23 protein-coding genes are annotated in these 19,887 nt (G+C 59.5%); 10 read left to right on the top strand and 13 right to left on the bottom strand.

The genetic code is table 11. The features are described from left to right. Window positions 1-108 precede the first annotated feature (108 nt). The 3 genes from ACCD02_RS01450 to prlC form a co-directional block, all read right to left on the bottom strand. The gene (locus tag ACCD02_RS01450; protein WP_413298159.1) at window positions 109-1,167 is read right to left on the bottom strand and encodes a PA0069 family radical SAM protein; all 1,059 of its coding nucleotides are present in this window, start codon (window positions 1,165-1,167) and stop codon (window positions 109-111) included. A 213-nt stretch (window positions 1,168-1,380) separates the two neighbouring features. Beyond that, window positions 1,381-1,668, bottom strand: a complete 288-nt coding sequence (locus ACCD02_RS01455; RefSeq protein ID WP_413298160.1) for a YheV family putative zinc ribbon protein — start codon at window positions 1,666-1,668, stop codon at window positions 1,381-1,383. Next, a complete protein-coding gene (prlC, locus tag ACCD02_RS01460; RefSeq protein ID WP_413298161.1) occupies window positions 1,665-3,716 on the bottom strand; it encodes an oligopeptidase A in 2,052 nt (683 codons plus the stop codon). Before prlC ends, ACCD02_RS01455 begins: the two co-directional genes overlap by 4 nt. 112 nt (window positions 3,717-3,828) lie before the next feature. Here prlC and ACCD02_RS01465 point away from each other — a divergent pair, with 112 nt between their 5' ends. Continuing rightward, window positions 3,829-4,374 carry a gamma carbonic anhydrase family protein gene (locus ACCD02_RS01465; protein WP_413298162.1) on the top strand — a complete coding sequence of 182 codons (546 nt, stop codon included), beginning with the start codon at window positions 3,829-3,831 and terminating at the stop codon, window positions 4,372-4,374. A gap of 26 nt (window positions 4,375-4,400) precedes the next feature. Further along, window positions 4,401-5,051: an HAD family hydrolase gene (locus ACCD02_RS01470; protein WP_413298163.1), complete on the top strand. Its 651-nt coding sequence runs from the start codon at window positions 4,401-4,403 to the stop codon at window positions 5,049-5,051. 157 nt (window positions 5,052-5,208) lie between these two features. Here the strand turns inward: ACCD02_RS01470 and ACCD02_RS01475 are convergent, their stop codons facing one another. Continuing rightward, a complete protein-coding gene (locus tag ACCD02_RS01475; protein ID WP_413298165.1) occupies window positions 5,209-6,255 on the bottom strand; it encodes an aminopeptidase in 1,047 nt (348 codons plus the stop codon). A gap of 95 nt (window positions 6,256-6,350) precedes the next feature. Between ACCD02_RS01475 and ACCD02_RS01480 the strand changes: the two genes are divergently transcribed. Beyond that, window positions 6,351-6,767 (top strand): hypothetical protein, encoded by a 417-nt coding sequence (locus ACCD02_RS01480; protein ID WP_413298321.1) that lies wholly within the window; start codon window positions 6,351-6,353, stop codon window positions 6,765-6,767. Here the strand turns inward: ACCD02_RS01480 and ACCD02_RS01485 are convergent, their stop codons facing one another. Beyond that, complete coding sequence (locus ACCD02_RS01485) at window positions 6,768-7,001, bottom strand: DUF1161 domain-containing protein (protein ID WP_413298167.1); 234 nt, start codon at window positions 6,999-7,001, stop codon at window positions 6,768-6,770. A gap of 78 nt (window positions 7,002-7,079) precedes the next feature. Beyond that, complete coding sequence (locus ACCD02_RS01490) at window positions 7,080-7,511, bottom strand: OsmC family protein (protein ID WP_413298168.1); 432 nt, start codon at window positions 7,509-7,511, stop codon at window positions 7,080-7,082. A gap of 239 nt (window positions 7,512-7,750) precedes the next feature. On the opposite strand from ACCD02_RS01490, the gene ACCD02_RS01495 reads away from it, so the two are divergent. Beyond that, on the top strand, window positions 7,751-8,752 hold the full coding sequence (locus ACCD02_RS01495) for an LLM class flavin-dependent oxidoreductase (RefSeq protein WP_413298169.1): 1,002 nt from the start codon (window positions 7,751-7,753) through the stop codon (window positions 8,750-8,752). 178 nt (window positions 8,753-8,930) lie between these two features. On the opposite strand, the gene ACCD02_RS01500 is transcribed toward ACCD02_RS01495, so the two are convergent. Both ACCD02_RS01500 and ACCD02_RS01505 read right to left on the bottom strand, forming a co-directional pair. Beyond that, window positions 8,931-9,155: a DUF1161 domain-containing protein gene (locus ACCD02_RS01500; protein WP_413298171.1), complete on the bottom strand. Its 225-nt coding sequence runs from the start codon at window positions 9,153-9,155 to the stop codon at window positions 8,931-8,933. Window positions 9,156-9,279: 124 nt separating this feature from the next. After that, a complete protein-coding gene (locus ACCD02_RS01505; RefSeq protein ID WP_413298172.1) occupies window positions 9,280-9,495 on the bottom strand; it encodes a dodecin in 216 nt (71 codons plus the stop codon). 167 nt (window positions 9,496-9,662) lie between these two features. Here ACCD02_RS01505 and ACCD02_RS01510 point away from each other — a divergent pair, with 167 nt between their 5' ends. Then, window positions 9,663-9,989 carry a DUF883 family protein gene (locus tag ACCD02_RS01510; protein WP_413298173.1) on the top strand — a complete coding sequence of 109 codons (327 nt, stop codon included), beginning with the start codon at window positions 9,663-9,665 and terminating at the stop codon, window positions 9,987-9,989. Window positions 9,990-10,097: 108 nt separating this feature from the next. Here the strand turns inward: ACCD02_RS01510 and ACCD02_RS01515 are convergent, their stop codons facing one another. Continuing rightward, window positions 10,098-10,985 (bottom strand): LysR family transcriptional regulator, encoded by an 888-nt coding sequence (locus ACCD02_RS01515; RefSeq protein WP_413298174.1) that lies wholly within the window; start codon window positions 10,983-10,985, stop codon window positions 10,098-10,100. A gap of 123 nt (window positions 10,986-11,108) precedes the next feature. On the opposite strand from ACCD02_RS01515, the gene trpB reads away from it, so the two are divergent. The 3 genes from trpB (at window position 11,109) to ACCD02_RS01530 (ending at window position 13,724) form a co-directional block, all read left to right on the top strand. Further along, window positions 11,109-12,338, top strand: a complete 1,230-nt coding sequence (trpB, locus tag ACCD02_RS01520; RefSeq protein WP_413298175.1) for a tryptophan synthase subunit beta — start codon at window positions 11,109-11,111, stop codon at window positions 12,336-12,338. After that, a complete protein-coding gene (trpA, locus tag ACCD02_RS01525) occupies window positions 12,335-13,147 on the top strand; it encodes a tryptophan synthase subunit alpha (RefSeq protein ID WP_413298176.1) in 813 nt (270 codons plus the stop codon). Before trpB ends, trpA begins: the two co-directional genes overlap by 4 nt. Before the next feature lie 127 nt (window positions 13,148-13,274). After that, window positions 13,275-13,724 carry an anti-virulence regulator CigR family protein gene (locus tag ACCD02_RS01530; protein ID WP_413298177.1) on the top strand — a complete coding sequence of 150 codons (450 nt, stop codon included), beginning with the start codon at window positions 13,275-13,277 and terminating at the stop codon, window positions 13,722-13,724. 151 nt (window positions 13,725-13,875) lie between these two features. Here ACCD02_RS01530 and ACCD02_RS01535 read toward each other — a convergent pair whose 3' ends face one another. Beyond that, the gene (locus ACCD02_RS01535; protein ID WP_413298178.1) at window positions 13,876-14,208 is read right to left on the bottom strand and encodes a DOPA 4,5-dioxygenase family protein; all 333 of its coding nucleotides are present in this window, start codon (window positions 14,206-14,208) and stop codon (window positions 13,876-13,878) included. Between the two features lie 75 nt (window positions 14,209-14,283). Beyond that, window positions 14,284-15,234: a choline sulfate utilization transcriptional regulator gene (locus ACCD02_RS01540; protein ID WP_413298179.1), complete on the bottom strand. Its 951-nt coding sequence runs from the start codon at window positions 15,232-15,234 to the stop codon at window positions 14,284-14,286. 114 nt (window positions 15,235-15,348) lie between these two features. On the opposite strand from ACCD02_RS01540, the gene betC reads away from it, so the two are divergent. Next, the gene (gene betC / locus ACCD02_RS01545) at window positions 15,349-16,854 is read left to right on the top strand and encodes a choline-sulfatase (RefSeq protein ID WP_413298180.1); all 1,506 of its coding nucleotides are present in this window, start codon (window positions 15,349-15,351) and stop codon (window positions 16,852-16,854) included. A gap of 38 nt (window positions 16,855-16,892) precedes the next feature. Then, entirely contained in the window at window positions 16,893-17,819 is a 927-nt protein-coding gene (gene choX / locus ACCD02_RS01550) for a choline ABC transporter substrate-binding protein (protein WP_259101063.1), read from the top strand. A gap of 154 nt (window positions 17,820-17,973) precedes the next feature. Here the strand turns inward: choX and aroE are convergent, their stop codons facing one another. Then, complete coding sequence (aroE, locus tag ACCD02_RS01555) at window positions 17,974-18,795, bottom strand: shikimate dehydrogenase (RefSeq protein WP_413298181.1); 822 nt, start codon at window positions 18,793-18,795, stop codon at window positions 17,974-17,976. A 21-nt stretch (window positions 18,796-18,816) separates the two neighbouring features. Further along, the gene (hemF, locus tag ACCD02_RS01560) at window positions 18,817-19,731 is read right to left on the bottom strand and encodes an oxygen-dependent coproporphyrinogen oxidase (protein WP_413298182.1); all 915 of its coding nucleotides are present in this window, start codon (window positions 19,729-19,731) and stop codon (window positions 18,817-18,819) included. Window positions 19,732-19,887 lie beyond the last annotated feature (156 nt).

The following is a 19,887-nucleotide window of genomic DNA, read 5'->3' on the forward strand; positions in this document are numbered from 1 at the left end:
GTGGGACCGGCTTCAGCCGGGAAAACAATTTGGCAGTGATAAAAATGTATCGAATTTGCATGTGCCTTCCCGGCTAAAGCCGGTCCCACAAAAACATACGACATATTCCTACAACAACGACATCTGCCCACCCGGCGGGCAGAACGCCGTGCAATCCAGGCTGAACCCGCGCCGCTGGTTCAACCCCAGGCGCTTGATTGCCACGGCATAACGCTGGGCCAGCAGGTCGGCAAATGGCCCTTCACCGCGCATGCGCGAACCGAAGCGGCTGTCATACACCTGCCCGCCACGGCTCTGGCGTACCAGACTCATCACATGTTCCGCCCGCTGCGGGTAATGCGCCTGCAACCACTCTTCGAACAACGGCGCCACCTCCAGGGGCAGGCGCAGCATGATGTAACTGGCACTCTGCGCACCGGCTGCATGAGCCTCGTTGAGCAGGCTTTCCAGTTCGTTGTCATTGATCATCGGGATCATCGGCGCGCAAATCACCCCTACCGGCACACGTGCGTCACGCAATACGCGGATCGCCCGCAACCGGGCCTTGGGCGCGGCGGCACGGGGCTCGAGAATACGTTTGAGCTCGTCGTCCAGGGTGGTCAGGCTGATATAAACCGAGACCAGTCGCTGTTTGGCCAATTCGGCCAGCAGATCCAGGTCGCGCAGGATCAGCGAGCCTTTGGTGATGATGCTCACCGGATGGCGGTAGCGCAGCAGTACCTCAAGGGTTGCGCGGGTGATCTTGTATTCACGTTCGATGGGCTGGTACGGATCGGTGTTGGCACCCAGGGTAATCGGCGCCACCGTATAGCCGGGCTTGGACAGCTGTTGCTCGAGCAGGGCGGCGGCATTGGTCTTGGCAATGAGTCTGGTTTCAAAATCCAGCCCCGGCGACATGTCCCAATAGGCGTGAGAAGGGCGCGCATAGCAGTAGATACAGCCGTGTTCGCAGCCGCGATACGGATTAATGGAGCGGTCGAAGGGAATATCCGGCGAGCTGTTGCGGGTAATGATGCTCTTGGCAGTCTCGGTAGTCACCTGAGTGCCCTGAGTCATCGGCACTTCCTGATACCAGCCGTCGTCCTCGGCCACCGAGCGGTTGGGCGCGAAACGATTATGCGGATTGGTCGCCGTGCCGCGACCGCGAGGCGGGAGAGCAATGGACATGGGGACGACTCTCTATACTGTTTATTTGTACAGTATAAAGAAACCCGTCCAGATCACCAGTCTCGCGAGATGAAAGGCGAGATGCCAGTTTGCATAAACTGTTATGGGAGCGAATTCATTCGCGAAGAGGCCGGGACATTTGATAAATATTTATCGTCTGCAAAACCGCCTTCGCGAATGAATTCGCTCCCACAATTGAATTACCGCCCCGCGTTAATGGGGATCAACCGGCTTTTTCAGCTTCGGATTCGGGAAAAACTGTACGCCCTGCACCTTCGGATCAGCCGGTTTGACCACTGGCTTATTGACCCGCGTGCCCAATTCCTTGGGCACAGAGTTGCCGTCGGCATTGAGCGTATCGCTGTATCCACAGGCGACGCACTCACGATGCGGCACGTCGTTCTCGCTCCACATCATGAGTTTGTCGGGTTCGCTGCACGCCGGGCAAACCGCCCCGGCGATAAAGCGCTTCTTGGTCACGATCAGCGGTGTATCGGTCATGCTGCCGCTTCCTCGCTCAAGCCTGAATGGCGCAAGAGTGCGTCAATCGAGGGCTCGCGTCCGCGGAAATCGACGAACAGCACCATCGGTGCCTGGGAACCGCCACGGGCCAGGATCGCCTCACGGAAAGCGCGACCGGTCTCGGCATTGAGCACGCCGTCTTCCTCGAAGCGCGAGAAGGCATCGGCCGACAACACTTCAGCCCACTTGTAGCTGTAGTAACCCGCCGCGTAACCGCCAGCGAAGATATGCGCGAAGCTGTTGGGGAAGCGGTTGTAGGCCGGTGGACGCATGACCGACACCTCGTCGCGCACGCCTTCAAGCACTTGCGCGACGCTGCGGCCATCACCGTGAGTGGCGTGCAGCTCGAAGTCGAACAGCGAGAACTCCAGCTGGCGGACCATCATCAAGCCGGACTGGAAGTTCTTGGCGGCAAGCATTTTTTCCAGCAGGTCCTGAGGCAGGGCTGCTCCGGTCTCGTAATGACCGGAGATCAGTGCCAGGCCTTCCGGCTCCCAGCACCAGTTCTCCATGAACTGGCTTGGCAGCTCGACCGCATCCCAGGCCACGCCGTTGATGCCCGAGACACCGACGTGCTCGATACGGGTCAGCAAGTGATGCAGGCCATGGCCGAATTCGTGGAACAGGGTGGTGACTTCATCGTGGGTCAGCAGCGCAGGCTTGCCGCCCACCGCCGGGGTGAAGTTACAAACCAGATTGGCCACCGGGTTCTGCAGGTGGCCGTCAACGGTGCGACGACGATCGCGAGCGCCATCCATCCAGGCACCGCCGCGTTTGTTGGCGCGGGCATAGAGGTCGAAGAAGAAGCGGCCGACGTGCTGGCCCTTCTCGCTGATCTCGAACAGGCGTACATCCGGGTGCCAGGTATCGAAGCCTTTCTGTTCGACGATTTCGATGCCGTACAGGCGCTGGACAATGGCAAACAGCCCGGACAGCACTTTGTCGATGGGGAAGTAGGCACGCAGGGCTTCCTGAGACACGCTGTAGCGCTGCTCACGCAGTTTTTCGCCGTAGAAACCGCTGTCCCAGCTTTGCAGGTCCGGGCAGCCGTGTTCGGCAGCGTAGGCGCGCAGCTGTTGCAGGTCCTGGGCGGCAAACGGCTTGCTGCGTTTGGCCAGGTCACGCAGGAAGGTCAGCACCTGGTCGCTGGATTCGGCCATTTTGGTCGCCAGGCTCAGCTCGGAAAAGCTGGCAAAGCCCAGCAGCCGGGCCAGTTCCTGACGCAGATCGAGAATCTGCTCCATCACCGGGCCGTTGTCGTTCTGCCCGGCATTCGGGCCCTGATCCGAGGCGCGGGTGCAGTAGGCGGCATACACCTCTTCGCGCAGGGCACGGTCTTCGGCGTAGGTCATTACCGCGTAATAGCTGGGGAATTCCAGAGTGATCAGGAAACCGTCGAGATCCTTGGCCTTGGCCGCGGCGGCCATTTGCTGCTTGGCGGACTCGGTCAGACCGGCCAGGGCCGACTCATCGGTGACCAGTTTGGTCCAGGCCTGGGTCGCATCCAGCAACTGGTTGGAGAACTGGCTGCCCAGCTCCGACAGCTTGCTCTGCACTTCGGCGTAACGCTTTTGCTGCTCGGGCGGCAGATCGATGCCCGACAGACGGAAGTCACGCAGGGAGTGTTCGAGAATGGTTTTCTGCGCCACGTCGAAACCGGCGGCTTCCGGGCTGTTGGCCAGGGCTTCATAGGCCTGGAACAGCTCACGGTTCTGGCCCAGCTCCGTGGAGTAAGCGCTCAGGCCCGGCAGGCAGGACTCATAGGCTTCACGCAGCTCGGCGCTGTTGCACACGGCGTTGAGGTGGCTGACCGGGCTCCAGGCGTCGCCCAGGCGCGCGTTGAGTTCGTCCATGGCCAGCACAAGGCCAGCCCAGGTCGGCGTCTTGCCCTGCTTGGCGAGGATATCGGCAATGGCCACGCGGTTGTCAGCGAGAATCTGGTCGATGGCAGGTTTTACATGCTCGGCACGGATCGCCGAAAAGGCTGGCAGGTCGTACGATTGCAAAAGAGGGTTGTTCGCGCTCACGGTTTTGCACCTTGGCTGGAAGAAACACCCGAGCATCTTAATTACAATCGGCGCTCACCGCAGCAAGCAGACCCCGATCCCGCGACTATCGCGCGCAAAGAAGGAGCCTATCGTGGCCATCCGCACGTTCCAGCAACACACTCCCGCCCTCGGCGAACGGGCCTTTGTCGATTCAACGGCAGTGGTTATCGGCGACGTAGACATCGGCGCCGACAGCTCGATCTGGCCACTGACCGTGGTCCGCGGCGACATGCATCGCATCCGTATCGGCGCCCGCACCAGCGTGCAGGACGGCAGCGTGCTGCACATCACCCATGCCGGGCCTTTCAATCCGGACGGCTTCGCGCTGCTGATCGGCGACGACGTGACCATCGGCCACAAAGCCATGCTGCATGGCTGCACGGTCGGCAACCGCATCCTGATCGGCATGGGCACCACTATCATGGACGGCGCCGTGGTCGAGGACGAAGTGATCATCGGCGCAGGCAGCCTGGTGCCGCCGGGCAAGGTGCTGGAAAGCGGCTTTCTCTACGTCGGTCGTCCGGTCAAACAGGTGCGCGCCCTGACCGAGAAGGAAATCGCCTTCTTCCCGTACAGCGCTGCCAACTACGTGAAACTCAAGGATCAGCACCTGGCCGAAGGCTACGACCGCGCCTGAACCCTGAATCTGCCAACGGATACCCCATGCATTACCCAACGATTCTGTTCGACCTCGACGGCACCCTGACCGACCCACGCGAAGGTATTACCCGCTCAATCCAGTTCGCCCTGGCGCGCCTGGGGATCGATGAGCCGGACATCACCCGCCTGGAACACTTCATCGGCCCACCACTGTTGCAGGCGTTCATGCAGTTCTACGGCTTCGACGAAGCCAAGGCCTGGGAAGCCGTGGGCTTCTACCGCGAGCGCTTCAAGGTTACCGGGTTGTATGAAAACCGCGTGTTCGACGGCGTGTTTGAACTGCTCGACACCCTGGCCGGGCAGAACCGGACCCTGTACATCGCCACATCCAAACCCTGGGTGTTCGCCCGTGAAATAGCCCGGCACTTCGACTTCGCGCGTTACTTCAAAGTGATTTACGGCAGCGAGCTGGACGGCACCCGTACCGACAAGGTCGACCTCATCGCCCATCTGCTGGCCGAAGAAGGCCTGGACCCGGCGCAAACCCTGATGGTCGGCGACCGCAAGCACGACCTGATTGGCGGCATGCGTAACGGGCTTGATGTGGCGGCAGTGGGGTATGGGTTTGGCAGCCATGAGGAGTTGGCGGGGCAGGCACCGACTTATCACTTTGAGACGATGACAGATCTGCGCGAGGCGTTTGCCAAGCGCTGATATATCTCCCTGTGGCAGGACCTGTGGGAGCGAATTCATTCGCGAAGAGGCCGGTACATTCGGTACATATTCGTCGCGTGGAATGCCGCTTTCGCGAATGAATTCGCTCCCACAGAATTCGCTCCCAGACAATTTGTGTCCAAAAGGTGGGTAACCTTCAGGGCATCAGCTTTTGCAGTGCTGCCTTGCGCTCATCGATGGGCAGGCGACCGAGCTTTTCCACGGCGGTGAAAAACGCAGGCCAATCCCCATTCACCTGCTTGAACACCACCGCAAACGCCGGCACCCACTGGTCATACAGCCCGAACGGCAACAGTTTGGCGTTGTTCAACGGCGCATTGATCCAGGCATCGAAACGCTTGTCGCCATGCCACTGGTTATCCCGCATCTGGCGGTAATCACGGCGCAGGCGCTCGAATTCGGCGGCTTTGCGGGTGCGCATCTCGGCGGCTGACAAGGGCAGGGCGTACAGGGTTTTCAGGCGCTCGCGGGTATCCAGCACAAGTTCAATGAACTGCTCGCGCTGCCGGGCCTGGACCTGGCTTTCCGGTGGCAGGCCCTGGGCGGTGCGCCATTGGCGGGTGCCCTCCTGCTCGACGAAATTGGCGTAGGACTCGTTGAACTCGGTGTCGTCTTTCACATAGAAGCGCTGATGGGCCAGCTCATGAAAGATCAAAGTGGACAGGCGCTCGTCTCCCCAACCGGACATGGAGCTGAGGATCGGGTCATCGAACCAGCCCAGGGTCGAGTAGGCTTCGACACCGCTGACATAGACATCCTTGCCCGTTTGACGCTGCAACGCCGCATCGCCCCGGGCGCCGCCCTGGCTGTAATAGCCGCGATAGGCCACGCAACCGGCAATCGGGAAGCAGTGGGTGACGGGGGCCAGGGAAAACTCATCGGTGGCGAAGACATTCCAGACGACGTAAGGACGGTGGAGATCGGCATACAGGCGATAGCTGCGGTTATCCGGCAGGTGCAACACTTGGCTGGCAAAGTCTCGCGCGGCTTGTGCATGGCGCAGGCGCTCGCGCAGTTTCGGGTCGCGGTTGGGGTCGGCAATCACATCGGCCACCGGCTCGCGGGCGCGCAGCAGGCTGAGCTGGCCATCGACCAACTGGCTGTAGTAAGAAAGGCTCGAACAACCGCTGAGCAATACCGCCGCCAGCATCAGTGCGGGGCGTAATACATTGAGTCTCGGCATATGCAGCCCGCAGGTAAAAAACGTCTTTCGTTATGCCGCACGGCCTGGCTCAAATGCAACTATCATCGGCAGTTCGTTCAGCCTGGGGACCCATGATGCGCTATCCACTCGTTATCCTTGCCTGCGTCGCCACTTTGGCCGGATGCGCCGGACCGCTGCCCGCAGTCGATCCGCAACAGGCCTGGGTCGATATGCATACCTTTACCGGCAAGCTGGTGATGGCTGACAAGCTCGATGGCAAGACCACCTACGACGGGCGTTATTTCCAGATGGCGCCCGGTAGCCATACGCTGAAAGTGCGTTATGACTACGAGTATCAGGCCGGTGGCCTGGGCCTGACAATGGACCTGTATAACGAGCTGACCTGCTATATCGACGTGCGCTACGACCACTTTGCCGCAGGCGAGCGCTACAAGCTTGAGGTGCGCCATATCGCCAATGACATCACCGCACGGCTGTTTGATGCCGAGCGCCGGGAAGTCGCCCGTGAAGGCGATATCAATTGCATCTGATCAGCGATCGTTCTTCTGGTAGATGATCTTCTTCGTGCCGTTTTCGCAGCTGCCCACGACCATATTCTGATCGTGCACATCGTCGTTGCTGACGATCTCCAGGGTGTAGGCATTGACGTTTGCCGCCTGGATCTTCGCTTCGATCTCGGCCTTGAGCTCTTCGCAGGGTTTGGGCGCGGCCAGGGCCGCAGTGCACAGCGCAGAACAGGCAATGGCCAGCAAAATACGTTTCATGCTCGACTCCTTGGCTAAGCATAAAAAAACGACCTGCCCAGACGGGCCGGGCAGGTCATCGGTGCAACGCGGCTTCAATCAGCTGAGCAGCGTGGCGTCCAGGGTGATATTTGCGTTCAGCACTTTGGAGACCGGGCAGCCTTCTTTGGCATTTTTGGTCAGCTCATCGAACTGTTCCTGGGTTGCGCCCGGAATCTTCGCCTTGAGGATCAGCTTCACGGCTGTGATCGAAAAGCCACCGTCTACCTGATCCAATGTGACTTCGGCCTGGGTATCGATGCTCTCGGCAGTCAGACCGGCATTACCCAGAATCATCGACAGCGCCATGGAAAAGCAGCCCGCGTGGGCCGCGCCGATCAGTTCTTCCGGGTTGGTGCCCTTGCCGCCTTCAAAACGGGCCTTGAAGCCGTAAGGTGCTTCACGCAGCACGCCGGTTTCAGTGGAAATACTGCCGATACCGGACTTCAGGTCACCTTCCCAGTGGGCGGACGCTTTCTTGACAATGCTCATGGTGTCTCCTGACTTTAAGGTGTGAGGGGGTTTCGCACGGGTATGAGGTTCTGAGGATAGACGGCTTTGAAAAGTTCAACGAGCGATAAAAACCTACCACCACCGTAGGACTTTTTTGTTACTGCCCATTGATAACTGACCGTCTGCCCATACACACTAAAGCTAATTCTGTGCGTGAAGACCGGCCAAAAATTGATCGACCGGCCTGCGTACTCCCTGATGAGGATATGTTGCGGCCTATGAAACGTTTAGCCGATGTGAAGATTTCCACCCTCGATCTGGTGCCCGTGCGCCAGGACAAAGGCGTTGCCCATTCCCTGCACAACTCCCTCGATCTGGCTCGCCACGTTGAAAAACTGGGTTTCGAGCGCTTCTGGGTCGCCGAACACCACAACATGGATGGCATCGCCAGTTCGGCGACTGCGGTGTTGCTGGGCTATCTGGCAGGCGGCACCTCGACCATTCGGGTTGGCGCTGGCGGGATCATGCTGCCCAACCATGCACCACTGGTCATCGCCGAGCAGTTTGGCACACTGGCGAGCCTCTATCCCGGCCGTATCGATCTGGGTCTGGGTCGGGCGCCCGGTTCTGACCAATTGACCGCCCGCGCTCTGCGCCGCGAGCGCTCGGGCAGTGCCGATGATTTCCCGGACGATGTCACCGAACTGATGGAATACCTCGGCCCGCGCAAACCTGAGCAAAAGGTGATCGCCGTTCCAGGTACTGGCACCGAAGTGCCGATCTGGCTGCTCGGTTCGAGCCTCTTCAGTGCGCAACTGGCGGGCATGCGCGGTTTGCCCTACGCCTTCGCCTCGCACTTCGCGCCGCGCTACATGCATGAAGCGATTCGCGTCTATCGCAACCACTTCAAACCATCGGCGGTGCTGGATAAGCCGTACGTGATGCTCGGCGTGCCTCTGGTGGCGGCTGATACCGATGAACAGGCCGACTACCTGGCAACTTCGGTGTACCAACGCATCCTCGCCCTGATGCGCGGGCAAAGCCTGATGCAGCGCGCGCCGGTCAAAACCATGGACGGCCTGTGGCTGCCCCATGAGCGCGAAGCGGTGGCGAGTTTCCTGGGACTGGCGATGGTCGGCGGCCCGGAAAAAATTCGCGCCAAACTCGATGTGCTATTGGAACAGACCGACGCCGATGAGCTGATCTTTACCTGCGATATGTATGAGCATGCCGATCGGTTGCGTTCTTACGAGATTCTGGCGCAAATCGCAAAGGGATAAAGGGATAAAGGGAAGGCAAATGTGGGAGCGAATTCATTCGCGAAGAGGCCCGTACATTCGATAGATCTTTATGGCCTGAAATGCCGCTTTCGCGAATGAATTCGCTCCCACAGGGTGGCATATCACACATAAAAAAACCGACGCCTGATAGGGTCGGTTTTTTTAAAAGCTCAACCAATCAACCGCGCTTGTAGACGATCTCTTTGGTACCAGCGTCGCAAGAGCCGACAACCTTCTGGTCGCCCGCAGCGCCTTTGGCGACCACTTCCAGCGAATAGGATTTAACGCCTTTCGCTTGCAGTTTCGCGTCCAAATCAGCCTTCAATTCGTCGCAAGGCTTGCCTGCCGCCATGGCGCCACCGGCAAGACTCAACAGACCCACTGCCAACAATAACTTCTTCATCGGTCAAACTCCCTGATCAGGCTGAAACAGACGATTTCGCGAAGGGGAAATCGCCCGCAAACATTAGCCATGTCGACGTATTTGTCAAAGGTTGTGGCAATCGGCCAGCGCAAAAGTTCAGCTTTTAGCTATTGGCGATGCGGAAACCGACTTTCAGCGTCACCTGATAGTGCTGGACCTTGCCATTTTCGATATGGCCTCGTGTTTCCGTCACCTCAAACCATTCCAGATGCTTGAGACTTTTGCTTGCCTCGGCCAGAGCGTTGTTGATGGCGTCTTCGATGGTGGTGGTAGACGAGCCAACCAGCTCGATTTTTTTGTAGGTGTGGTGATCAGTCATGGCAGTTCTCCTAAAGGGTGAGTAGGAGCGTAGCAGTGCTGACGCTCCTTACCTCTGTGGGCAAATTCCTGGGAGAAGTTCAGATATTTGATCTGAAGCTGCGTTGCACTTTCGCGAAGTGCTGTAGTCGGAAACAACACACCCTCTCACCCTGAAGGAGAAACACCATGGCTCTTAATTCACTTCGTAAAGCCTCGTTGCAAAGCATGGAAGCGGAAATCGAAAGCCTGCTCAAATCCCTTGAAAGCCTGAAAAACGACGCTTCCGAAGAGTCCAACAAGACCCTGAAAAGCCTCAAGGCCAGCGCCGAGCGCGCCCTGAGCCATTCCCGCGGCCTGCTTAGCGACGTCTACGAAGACGTCAAAGTCAAAACCCGCGAAACCGGCGTCGCTACTCGTGACTACGCCCAGGAACACCCTTGGACTACTGCCGGTGTAGCGGTTGGTGCTGTGGGTCTGCTGGCCGCTTACCTGCTGTGCAAGCGCGCTAACTGATCGGTACGTGCGAAATTATCATTCGCGAGAGAATTCGCCCCCACAAAAGCAAATCGCACCTGTGGGAGCGGATTCATACGCGAACAGGTCGCTCGGGCCACCTTAAGGCTAACCCTCTAGCTCCGTCTTGAGCCACTGCGCCAATTGGCGGGCGCGCTCGTCCGCCGAGCGCTTGGGCACCCATAGCGCCAGTTGCGCCGGGGTTTCACTGAAACCCCAAGGCGCAACCAGACGCCCGGCGCGCAGGTCGTCAGCTACCAGCGGTTCGGGGGCGATGGCGATGCCCAGGCCCGCCGTTGCAGCCTCAAGCAGGTAATACAGATGCTCGAACTTCTGGCCGTAACGCAAGGCCTGGGGATCGATGCCATTCTGTTGCGCCCAACTGGGCCAGGCTTGCGGCCGCGAGGTGGTTTGCAGCAGGCTTTCGCCCAGCAATGCCTGGGCGGGAGCCTGTTGCAGGGCCTGGGAACCAGTGAAATGCGGGCTGAGCACCGGGCCAATACGCTCGCTGGCCAACTCGAATACCTGCATATCCACCGGCCAAGGCGGTTCGGCGAAGACCAGCAGGGCATCCAGGCCCGGTCGACGTGGATCGAGATCACCTTCGCCCGCCGACAAGTGCAGGCGCAGGTCCGGCAAATCAGCGTTCAGGCGCCCCAACCGGGGAATGAACCAACGCGCCAGCAAACTGCCCGAGCAGCCCAACACAAAGGGCGCCTCAGCGCTGTTATGAGTCAATTCGGCGCACACCGCGCGCAACCGGTCGAAGGCCTCGCCACTGGCATCACGCAGGCGTATGCCGGCATCTGTGAGTTTCAGGCCGCGCCCATCCTTACTGAACAACGCCAGGCCCAAGTGTTCTTCAAGGACTTTCAACTGGCGGCTGACCGCACCATGGGTGACGTGCAGCTGTTCAGCAGCCTGACTGACGCTGTTCAGACGGGCGGTGGCTTCAAAGGCGCGCAAGGCGTTCAGGGGCGGAAGATCTCGGCTCATGATATCTGTGAGTTTTCCTGACAGGTTGCGGCGATCTTATCGATTTTCTTCGTCACATGCGCTGGTTAAAGTGTGTTCATTGCCCAACCGGCTAATCCCATTACTTCAAAACGTGGAGGTCCCATGACCCAGACCAATTTCAGCAAAGGCGCCGACGCCAACGGCTTGTTTGGCTCGTTTGGCGGCCGCTATGTCGCCGAAACCCTGATGCCACTGGTCCTCGACTTGAACCGCGAGTACGAAGCGGCCAAGGCGGATCCTGAATTCAACGAGAAACTGGCTTACTTCCAGCGTGATTACATCGGTCGCCCGAACCCCTTGTACTTCGCCGAGCGCCTGACCGAGTTCTGCGGCGGCGCCAAGATCTACTTCAAGCGCGAAGAGCTGAACCACACCGGCGCGCACAAGATCAACAACTGCATCGGCCAGGTCCTGCTGGCTCTGCGCATGGGTAAGAAGCGCCTGATTGCCGAAACCGGTGCCGGCATGCACGGTGTCGCCACTGCCACCGTCGCCGCCCGTTTCGGCCTGCCTTGCGTGATCTACATGGGCGCCACCGACATCGAGCGCCAACAGGCCAACGTATTTCGCATGAAGCTGCTGGGCGCTGAAATCGTGCCAGTCACTTCCGGCACCGGCACCCTCAAGGACGCCATGAACGAAGCCCTGCGTGACTGGGTTACCAACGTCGATGACACCTTCTACCTGATCGGCACCGTGGCCGGTCCGCACCCTTACCCGTCGATGGTTCGCGACTTCCAGTCGATCATCGGCAAGGAAACCAAAGTGCAGATGCAAGAGAAGGAAGGCCGCCTGCCGGACAGCCTGATCGCTTGCGTGGGTGGCGGTTCCAACGCCATGGGCCTGTTCCATCCGTTCCTCGATGACGCCAGCGTCGAGATCGTCGGTGTCGAAGCCGGTGGTCACGGGGTCGATACCGACAAGCACGCAGCCAGCCTGAACGGCGGTGTTCCCGGCGTACTGCACGGTAATCGCACCTATTTGCTGCAAGATACCGATGGCCAGATCACCGATGCCCACTCGATTTCGGCAGGTCTGGACTACCCTGGCATCGGCCCGGAGCACGCCTACCTGCACGAAGTGAAACGCGTTGAATACGTCAGCATCACCGACGAAGAAGCGCTGGAAGCCTTCCACGACTGCTGCCGCCTGGAAGGCATTATCCCGGCTCTGGAGACGGCCCACGCCCTGGCCGAAGCCATGAAGCGCGCCACCAACCTGCGCGATGATCACCTGATGGTGGTCTGCCTCTCCGGTCGCGGTGACAAAGACATGCAAACCGTCATGAACCACATGGCCGCCGCCGAAAAAACTCAGGAGAAGCTGGTATGAGCCGCCTCGAACAACGTTTTGCCGAACTGAAGACTGAAGGCCGTTCGGCTCTGGTGACCTTTGTTACCGCTGGCGACCCTGGCTATGACGCCTCCCTGAAAATCCTCAAGGGCCTGCCTGCTGCCGGCGCCGATGTGATCGAGCTGGGCATGCCCTTTACCGATCCGATGGCCGATGGCGTGTCAATCCAGCTGGCGACCCTGCGCGCTCTGGATGCCGGGCAGACACTGCCGAAAACCCTGCAAATGGTTCGCGAATTCCGCGTCGACAACCAGACCACGCCTATCGTGTTGATGGGTTACTACAACCCGATCCATCGTTTTGGTGTTGAAGCCTTCGTCGCTGAAGCCAAGGCCGCTGGCGTCGATGGCCTGATCATCGTTGACCTGCCGCCTGAGCACGACGCCGAACTGGCGACTCCGGCCCAGGCATCGGGTATCGACTTTATCCGGCTGACCACGCCGACCACCGATGACGTGCGCCTGCCGACCGTGCTGGAACGCAGCTCCGGCTTCGTTTACTACGTGTCGGTAGCCGGTGTGACAGGTGCCGGTTCAGCCACCACCGAACACGTCAGCGAAGCCATTGCCCGCCTGCGTCGCCACACTTCGCTACCAGTAAGCGTCGGTTTCGGCATCCGCACGCCGGAGCAGGCCGCTGCGATTGCCCGCTTGGCTGACGGCGTGGTGGTAGGGTCGGCACTGGTGGACAAGATCGCCAACGCCGCTTCGCCGGACCAGGCTGTCGATGACGTCCTGAGCCTGTGTGCTGCACTGGCCGAAGGCGTGCGCAAGGCCCGTGTCAGCTGAAGGTAAATGTTTTGATACAAAGGAATCATTAGGCCATTACTGGTACTAATCAGGTACGACATAGAAAGGCTCAGGACCTCTGTCCTGGGCCTTTTTTGTCGCTCTGAATTATCCAGGAGTAACACCCATGAAATTGCCGAACCGTTTGCTCGCCGGGCTGGGCATCTTGATGATCAGCATCAGCCCGTTGACTCATGCGGATGATCACGATCAGCGCCGTGGCCCTGATGACAATCATGGCCAACAACATGGTCCTGGTCCGCAAGGTAATGGCCATGGCAACGACCGCGGCAACAATCGCGGTGGCAACCGTCCGCCAGACAATTTCGACGATGTTCGTCACACTTTTCAACAACATCGCGACGTAATTGGCCGTGGCCAGCCACTGCCGCCGAATATCCATATCGTCAAGGGCCACCCGTTGCCACGGGGCTACGGCAAGCGTCTGGATCAGCGCTCGCTGCAATATCTGCCGCAGTATGACGGCTACGAATGGCGCCGTACCGGCACCGACGTCGTGCTGATCGCCGTTGGTACCGGGATCGTCTACGAGATTCTGCAGGGTGTGTTGAATTGATCCAACGCGGCGACCTGTAAATGGAACACCTGTGGGAGCGAATTCATTCGCGAATAGGCCGGTACATCCGAGGCATCTGTATCGTCTGAAATACCGTCTTCGCGGATGAATTCGCTCCCACAGATTTCGCCCCTACCGGCGGTGAACCACTTCACACCCTGAACATCCCCACATCCAGCGGCCGTACCTCGCCCATCCACATCGCATGTTCAGTGTGGTCGGCCAGATCGTCGCCAGTCAGGGGATGAATCAGTATTACCAGGCCTTTGCGATTGAGCGCCAGCCACAGCATGACGTCGGCGAAGCACTCATGGCCAAAGGCAAGTTGGCAGCTCCAGTCCACATGGGGCCCGACCAGCCGCTCGTGGATGCGGCCCATCTTCAGGCCGAATTTCTCCGTCGCCTGCTCGCACAGGACCCGCGCCTGGTCGAGGCTGTCGGCGTCGAAATAGACATGGGCATGATAGCCCTGAACTTCTGGCATTACTGAATCCCTCCAAAAGAGCAAAAAAGTGAGTGTGCCTGTCTGCGCAACCTATCCACAGACCTGGATCAAGATTCACACCGCAATCGATGGCAACGGTCGACCACCCAAATGATCGCCGCTGCGTGACTGCTCGCTGGCCAACCAGTCAACGAACTGCTGAACGATCTGCACCCGTCGCTTGCGCTGCGGCAGAACCACGTAATAGCCGTACGCCGAGATCGCTGTAGCTTCCACCGGACGGCACAGCAGACCCTGATCGAGCAGGTTGTCCACCAGATGGCGCCAGCCGATGGCCACGCCTTCTCCAGCAATCGCCGCCTGGATCAGCAACGTGTAGTTGTCGAAGCGCAACTGCCCCGGCGCAGGTGCCTGGGGGATTTTCAGGGCGCGGAAGACCCCGGCCCAATCGAACCAATTGCTGCTGCCTTCGCCACGCAGGTGCAGCAGCGGAAACTCGCGCAACACGTCAATGGGCAACGGCGGCTCGCGACCGGCCAGTAGCTGCGGACTGCATACCGGGAACACTTCTTCGCTGAACAGCCAGCGGCTCTCGCCCTGCTTGAAACGGCCATCACCGAATAGCACAGCCACATCGATATCGGCGCGCAACATGCTGTGACTGCGCTCACTGGTCACCAGGCTGACGTCGACATCCGGGTTGGCCTTGTGGAAGCGATGCAGACGCGGCATCAGCCAGTAGGCGGCGAAGGCGAAGTCCGTCGCCACCTGCAACACCTCGTGCTGATGGTGGCCGGTAACGGCAATCAGACCGCTGTCCATGGACTGCAAACCGGCCTGCACATGGCTGAACAGCACTTCACCGGCTTCGGTCAGTTCGATGCCTCGGTAGATCCGGTCGAACAGGCGCGTCGCCAGTTGCTCCTCCAGGCGCTTGATCTGCTGGCTGACCGCAGGCTGGGTGGTGCCCAGTTCGATGGCGGCAGCGGTAAAACTGCGCAGACGTGCGGCAGCCTCGAAGGCTCGCAACAAATCCAGAGACATTTCCCCAAGGCTTTCAAACATAAGCTGTACTTATCCTAGCTATTGTTTTGTGTGGGCTTTACCGCCAAACCCATGGCTTCCATAGTGAATGCCAGCACTGTCGCATAAATATTCACTATGGAATGCCGCGAAAACATGAAGCGCAAGAACATTCTTTTCATCATGGCCGATCAAATGGCCGCGCCGATGTTGCCGTTTTACGCCCCATCTCCAATCAAGATGCCGAATTTGAGCCGCCTCGCCGCCGAAGGCGTGGTGTTTGACTCCGCGTACTGCAACAGCCCGCTGTGCGCACCCTCGCGTTTCACCCTGGTCAGTGGCCAGTTGCCCAGCAAGATCGGCGCCTACGACAACGCCGCCGATTTCCCAGGCGATATTCCGACTTACGCCCACTATCTGCGCGGCATGGGCTACAAGACCGCGCTGTCAGGCAAGATGCATTTCTGCGGCCCGGATCAGTTGCACGGCTACGAAGAGCGCCTGACCAGTGATATCTACCCCGCCGACTATGGCTGGGCAGTGAATTGGGACGAGCCGGACGTGCGCCCGAGCTGGTACCACAACATGTCGTCGGTGCTGCAAGCCGGCCCGTGCGTGCGTACCAACCAGCTCGACTTCGACGAAGAAGTGGTCTTCAAAGCCCGGCAGTATCTGTTCGATCACATCCGTGAAGATGGCGACGCGCCGTTCTGCCTCACCGTTTCGATGACTCACCCTCATGACCCGTACACCATTCCCAAGCCGTTCTGGGACCTGTACGACGATGCTGATATCCCGATGCCACCGGCCCACGCCGATCAGGACGCCCTTGACCCGCATTCCCAGCGTCTGCTCAAGGTCTATGACCTGTGGGACAAGCCGATGCCCGTCGACAAGATTCGTGACGCTCGTCGCGCCTACTTCGGTGCGTGCAGCTATATCGATGACAACGTCGGCAAGCTGCTCAAGACCCTTGAAGACACCGGCCTGGCTGATGACACCATCATTGTGTTCTCCGGCGATCATGGCGACATGCTCGGCGAAAAAGGCCTCTGGTACAAAATGCACTGGTTCGAAATGGCCGCGCGGGTACCGATGCTGGTCTACGCTCCGGGCCAGTTCAAGGCAGGCCGGGTAAGCGCTTCGGTGTCCACCGCCGACCTGTTGCCGACCTTCGTCGATATGGCCGGCGGCGAGCTGGACAGTGGCTTGCCGCTGGATGGTCGCTCGCTGATGCCGCACCTCAAGGGCGAGGGCGGACACGATGAAGTATTCGGCGAATACATGGCCGAAGGTACGGTCAGCCCGCTGATGATGATTCGTCGTGGCGCCTACAAATTCATGTATTCGGAACAGGATCCGTGCCTGCTGTTCGATGTGCAAAACGATCCGAAGGAACTGGAAGACCTCAGCCAGTCGGCTGAACACCAGGCGTTGTTCTTTGATTTCATGGCTGAAGCACGGGCCAAGTGGGACATTCCGGCGATACACCACCAGGTGCTCGCCAGCCAGCGTCGTCGGCGCTTCGTCGCCAGGTCGCTGGCAATCGGCAAGCTGAAGAGTTGGGATCACCAGCCGCTGGTAGACGCCAGTCAGCAATATATGCGCAACCATATCGATCTAGACGATCTGGAGCGTAAGGCGCGTTATCCGAAACCTTGAACCCTGCCAAGACCAAAAAAACCAAAGGGGCACCAACCATGAAGAAGCTATCCACAGCACTTGCGGCCAGCGTGATTGCGCTGACCAGTTTTGCGGCGCAAGCCGATGGGGAATCTTGCAGCACCGTGAAAATGGCCGACCCGGGCTGGAGCGATATCGCGGCAACCAACGCGATCACCTCGTTCCTGCTCGACGGCATGGGCTACAAGGCCAAGGTCGACACCCTGGCGGTGCCGATTGCCTACGGTGGCCTCAAGGACGGGCAGATGGATGTCTTCCTGGGTAACTGGATGCCTGCGCAGCAGGGTTTCTACGACAAGTTCATCGCTACCGGCGATGTAACCCAGTACGCCAAGAACCTCGACGGCACCGAATTCACCCTCGCAGTACCGGACTATGTCTGGGACGCGGGTGTGCATGACTTCGCCGACCTGAACAAGTTTGCCGACAAATTCGACAGCAAGGTCTTCGGCATCGGTGCCGGCGCACCGGCCAACCAGCACATTGCCGATATCATCAAGAAAAACGAATTCGATATGGGTAAATGGAAGCTGATCGAGTCCAGCGAACAGGCGATGCTGGCCGAAGTCGGTCGGGCCGTGAAGAAACAGAAGTTCGTGGTCTTCCTTGGCTGGACCCCGCACCCGATGAACGTGCAGATCAAAGGTATGCATTACCTCAAGGGCGGCGAGAAGTACTTCGGTGATACCGGTACCGTGTCCACTCTGACCCGTAAAGGCTATGCCGCTGCCTGCCCGAACGTGGGCAAGCTGCTGACCAACCTGACCTTCACCCAGGACATGGAGAACTCCATCATGGCCGACGTGAGCAACAACAAGGTCAGCAACGCCGACGCAGTGAAAACCTGGATCAAGGCCAACCCGGCGCAGCTGGACAAGTGGCTTGATGGCGTGAAGACCCTGGACGGCAAAGACGCATTGCCGGCGGTGAAGGCCAAGTTGTAATAACTCCAGGCAATCGCACGGCTAATGTGAGACCGGCTTCAGCCGGGAAGGCTCAGGCAGGATCGATACCTTTCTATCGTCTGCCATATCATCTTCCCGGCTGAAGCCGGCCCCACAAAAAAGCTCTTTATCGACCGTTTGACAGGACGGCGCACTACGCCGCCAACTGCCGCCGCAACTCGGCCAGTACCGGCGCCGAATCCGGGCGCACGCCACGCCATAGCAGGAACGCCTCGGCGGCCTGTTCGACCAGCATGCCCAAGCCATCCATCGCCTGTGCCGCGCCATGTTCCGTGGCCCAACGGCAAAAGGCGGTCGGCTCCTTGCCATACATCATGTCGTAGCAGAAGGTTTTGCCGGGCTGGATCAGGCTGGGTGAAATCGGCGGCAGTTCACCGGCCAGACTGGCAGAGGTGGCATTGATGATCACGTCCACCGACTCTTCCAGCCAATCGTAACCACTGGCGAATACCGGCCCCAGTTCAGCGAACTCCTGCGCCAGTTGCTCGGCTTTTTCCACGGTGCGGTTGGCGATCACCAATACCGCCGGGCGTTCTGCCAGCAACGGCTCCAGGGCACCCCGTACGGCACCGCCCGCGCCCAGCAGCAGGATGCGCTGCCCGGTGAGGTTGATCCCGGCATTGACGGTCAAGTCACGTACCAGGCCGGCGCCATCGGTGTTGTCACCCAGCAACGTACCATCAGCCAGTTTGCTCAAGGTATTCACCGCGCCCGCCCGGCGTCCGCGCTCGGTCAGGCTATCGGCCAGGCGATAAGCCTGCTCCTTGAACGGCACCGTCACGTTGGCGCCAAGGCCCTGAGCGAAAAAGTCCCGGGCAAAGGCGGTAAAGCCATCCAGCGGTGCCAGCGCCGTGCGGTAATCAAGCTGTTGGCCGGTTTGTGCGGCAAACAGTCCATGGATCAGCGGCGATTTGCTGTGACCGATGGGATTACCGAAGACGACGTAGTGATCCATTGTGTATTCCTGAATGTGTTTTTAAGCCTGCCCGAGCCAGTCGCGATCCTGCAGGAAATACTCGGTCAGGCGCGCTTCTGCGCTGCCCGGCTCGGGTTTCCAGTCGTAGCCCCAGCGCACCTGCGGTGGCAGCGACATCAGGATCGACTCGGTGCGCCCGCCCGATTGCAGGCCGAACAGAGTGCCACGGTCGTAGACCAGGTTGAACTCGACGTAGCGGCCACGGCGGAATTCCTGGAATTCGCGCTGTTGCGCCGTATAGGCATCTGCCTTGCGCCGCTGAATGATCGGCAGGTAAGCCTCGATGTAAGCGTCGCCGATGGCCCGAATGAAAGCGAAGCTGGTGTCGAAGTCCCACTCGTTCAAGTCATCGAAGAACAGGCCGCCAATACCGCGCGGCTCGTTACGGTGCTTGATGTGAAAATAAGTGTCGCACCAGGCTTTGTAACGCGGATAGACGTCGGCACCGAACGGCGCACAGGCCGCCTCGGCGACACGGTGCCAGTGCACGCAGTCTTCTTCGACGGCGTAGTAAGGGGTCAGATCGAAACCGCCACCGAACCACCAGACAGGCTCTTCGCCTTCTTTTTCAGCGATGAAAAAGCGCACATTGGCGTGGGAAGTGGGCACATGGGGGTTATGCGGGTGAATCACCAGGGACACGCCCAAGGCTTCAAAACCGCGTCCGGCGAGCTCTGGTCGATGAGCACTGGCCGACGGCGGCAGGCCGCTGCCGAAAACGTGGGAGAAGTTGACACCGCCTTTTTCGATGACATCGCCGTCACCGATCACACGCGTACGACCACCGCCGCCTGCCGGACGGGTCCAGGCATCCTCGACGAAGCTCGCCTTGCCGTCTTCCTGTTCCAGGGCGGCGCAGATGCGATCTTGCAGATCGAGCAGGTAAGTTTTTACGGCCTCGGTGCGGGCGGACATATCAATCCCTTCAAACGGCTGAAAAGGCTGGGTGGCCCGATCCACGAGGCATCGGGCAAATTTGCCGCGTAGCATAACACCGGGCCATGAGCCGTCGCAGTTGACGAAGATCAAGTGAAGGAGTGGGATAGGCGGTCTTCGCATCTGTGATTTGAT

Source organism: Pseudomonas sp. Pseusp88, from assembly GCF_047303955.1.
Lineage (GTDB): Bacteria > Pseudomonadota > Gammaproteobacteria > Pseudomonadales > Pseudomonadaceae > Aquipseudomonas.

Excerpts from the sequence above, each read along its gene's own strand:
- ACCD02_RS01450 (WP_413298159.1), bottom strand. The coding sequence starts at position 1,167 with ATGTCCATTGCTCTCCCGCCTCGCGGTCGCGGCACGGCGACCAATCCG.
- ACCD02_RS01455 (WP_413298160.1), bottom strand. The coding sequence starts at position 1,668 with ATGACCGATACACCGCTGATCGTGACCAAGAAGCGCTTTATCGCCGGG.
- ACCD02_RS01470 (WP_413298163.1), top strand. The coding sequence starts at position 4,401 with ATGCATTACCCAACGATTCTGTTCGACCTCGACGGCACCCTGACCGAC.
- ACCD02_RS01475 (WP_413298165.1), bottom strand. The coding sequence starts at position 6,255 with ATGCCGAGACTCAATGTATTACGCCCCGCACTGATGCTGGCGGCGGTA.
- ACCD02_RS01480 (WP_413298321.1), top strand. The coding sequence starts at position 6,351 with ATGCGCTATCCACTCGTTATCCTTGCCTGCGTCGCCACTTTGGCCGGA.
- ACCD02_RS01485 (WP_413298167.1), bottom strand. The coding sequence starts at position 7,001 with ATGAAACGTATTTTGCTGGCCATTGCCTGTTCTGCGCTGTGCACTGCG.
- ACCD02_RS01490 (WP_413298168.1), bottom strand. The coding sequence starts at position 7,511 with ATGAGCATTGTCAAGAAAGCGTCCGCCCACTGGGAAGGTGACCTGAAG.
- ACCD02_RS01495 (WP_413298169.1), top strand. The coding sequence starts at position 7,751 with ATGAAACGTTTAGCCGATGTGAAGATTTCCACCCTCGATCTGGTGCCC.
- ACCD02_RS01500 (WP_413298171.1), bottom strand. The coding sequence starts at position 9,155 with ATGAAGAAGTTATTGTTGGCAGTGGGTCTGTTGAGTCTTGCCGGTGGC.
- ACCD02_RS01505 (WP_413298172.1), bottom strand. The coding sequence starts at position 9,495 with ATGACTGATCACCACACCTACAAAAAAATCGAGCTGGTTGGCTCGTCT.
- ACCD02_RS01510 (WP_413298173.1), top strand. The coding sequence starts at position 9,663 with ATGGCTCTTAATTCACTTCGTAAAGCCTCGTTGCAAAGCATGGAAGCG.
- ACCD02_RS01515 (WP_413298174.1), bottom strand. The coding sequence starts at position 10,985 with ATGAGCCGAGATCTTCCGCCCCTGAACGCCTTGCGCGCCTTTGAAGCC.
- trpB (WP_413298175.1), top strand. The coding sequence starts at position 11,109 with ATGACCCAGACCAATTTCAGCAAAGGCGCCGACGCCAACGGCTTGTTT.
- trpA (WP_413298176.1), top strand. The coding sequence starts at position 12,335 with ATGAGCCGCCTCGAACAACGTTTTGCCGAACTGAAGACTGAAGGCCGT.
- ACCD02_RS01530 (WP_413298177.1), top strand. The coding sequence starts at position 13,275 with ATGAAATTGCCGAACCGTTTGCTCGCCGGGCTGGGCATCTTGATGATC.
- ACCD02_RS01535 (WP_413298178.1), bottom strand. The coding sequence starts at position 14,208 with ATGCCAGAAGTTCAGGGCTATCATGCCCATGTCTATTTCGACGCCGAC.
- ACCD02_RS01540 (WP_413298179.1), bottom strand. The coding sequence starts at position 15,234 with ATGTTTGAAAGCCTTGGGGAAATGTCTCTGGATTTGTTGCGAGCCTTC.
- betC (WP_413298180.1), top strand. The coding sequence starts at position 15,349 with ATGAAGCGCAAGAACATTCTTTTCATCATGGCCGATCAAATGGCCGCG.
- choX (WP_259101063.1), top strand. The coding sequence starts at position 16,893 with ATGAAGAAGCTATCCACAGCACTTGCGGCCAGCGTGATTGCGCTGACC.
- aroE (WP_413298181.1), bottom strand. The coding sequence starts at position 18,795 with ATGGATCACTACGTCGTCTTCGGTAATCCCATCGGTCACAGCAAATCG.
- hemF (WP_413298182.1), bottom strand. The coding sequence starts at position 19,731 with ATGTCCGCCCGCACCGAGGCCGTAAAAACTTACCTGCTCGATCTGCAA.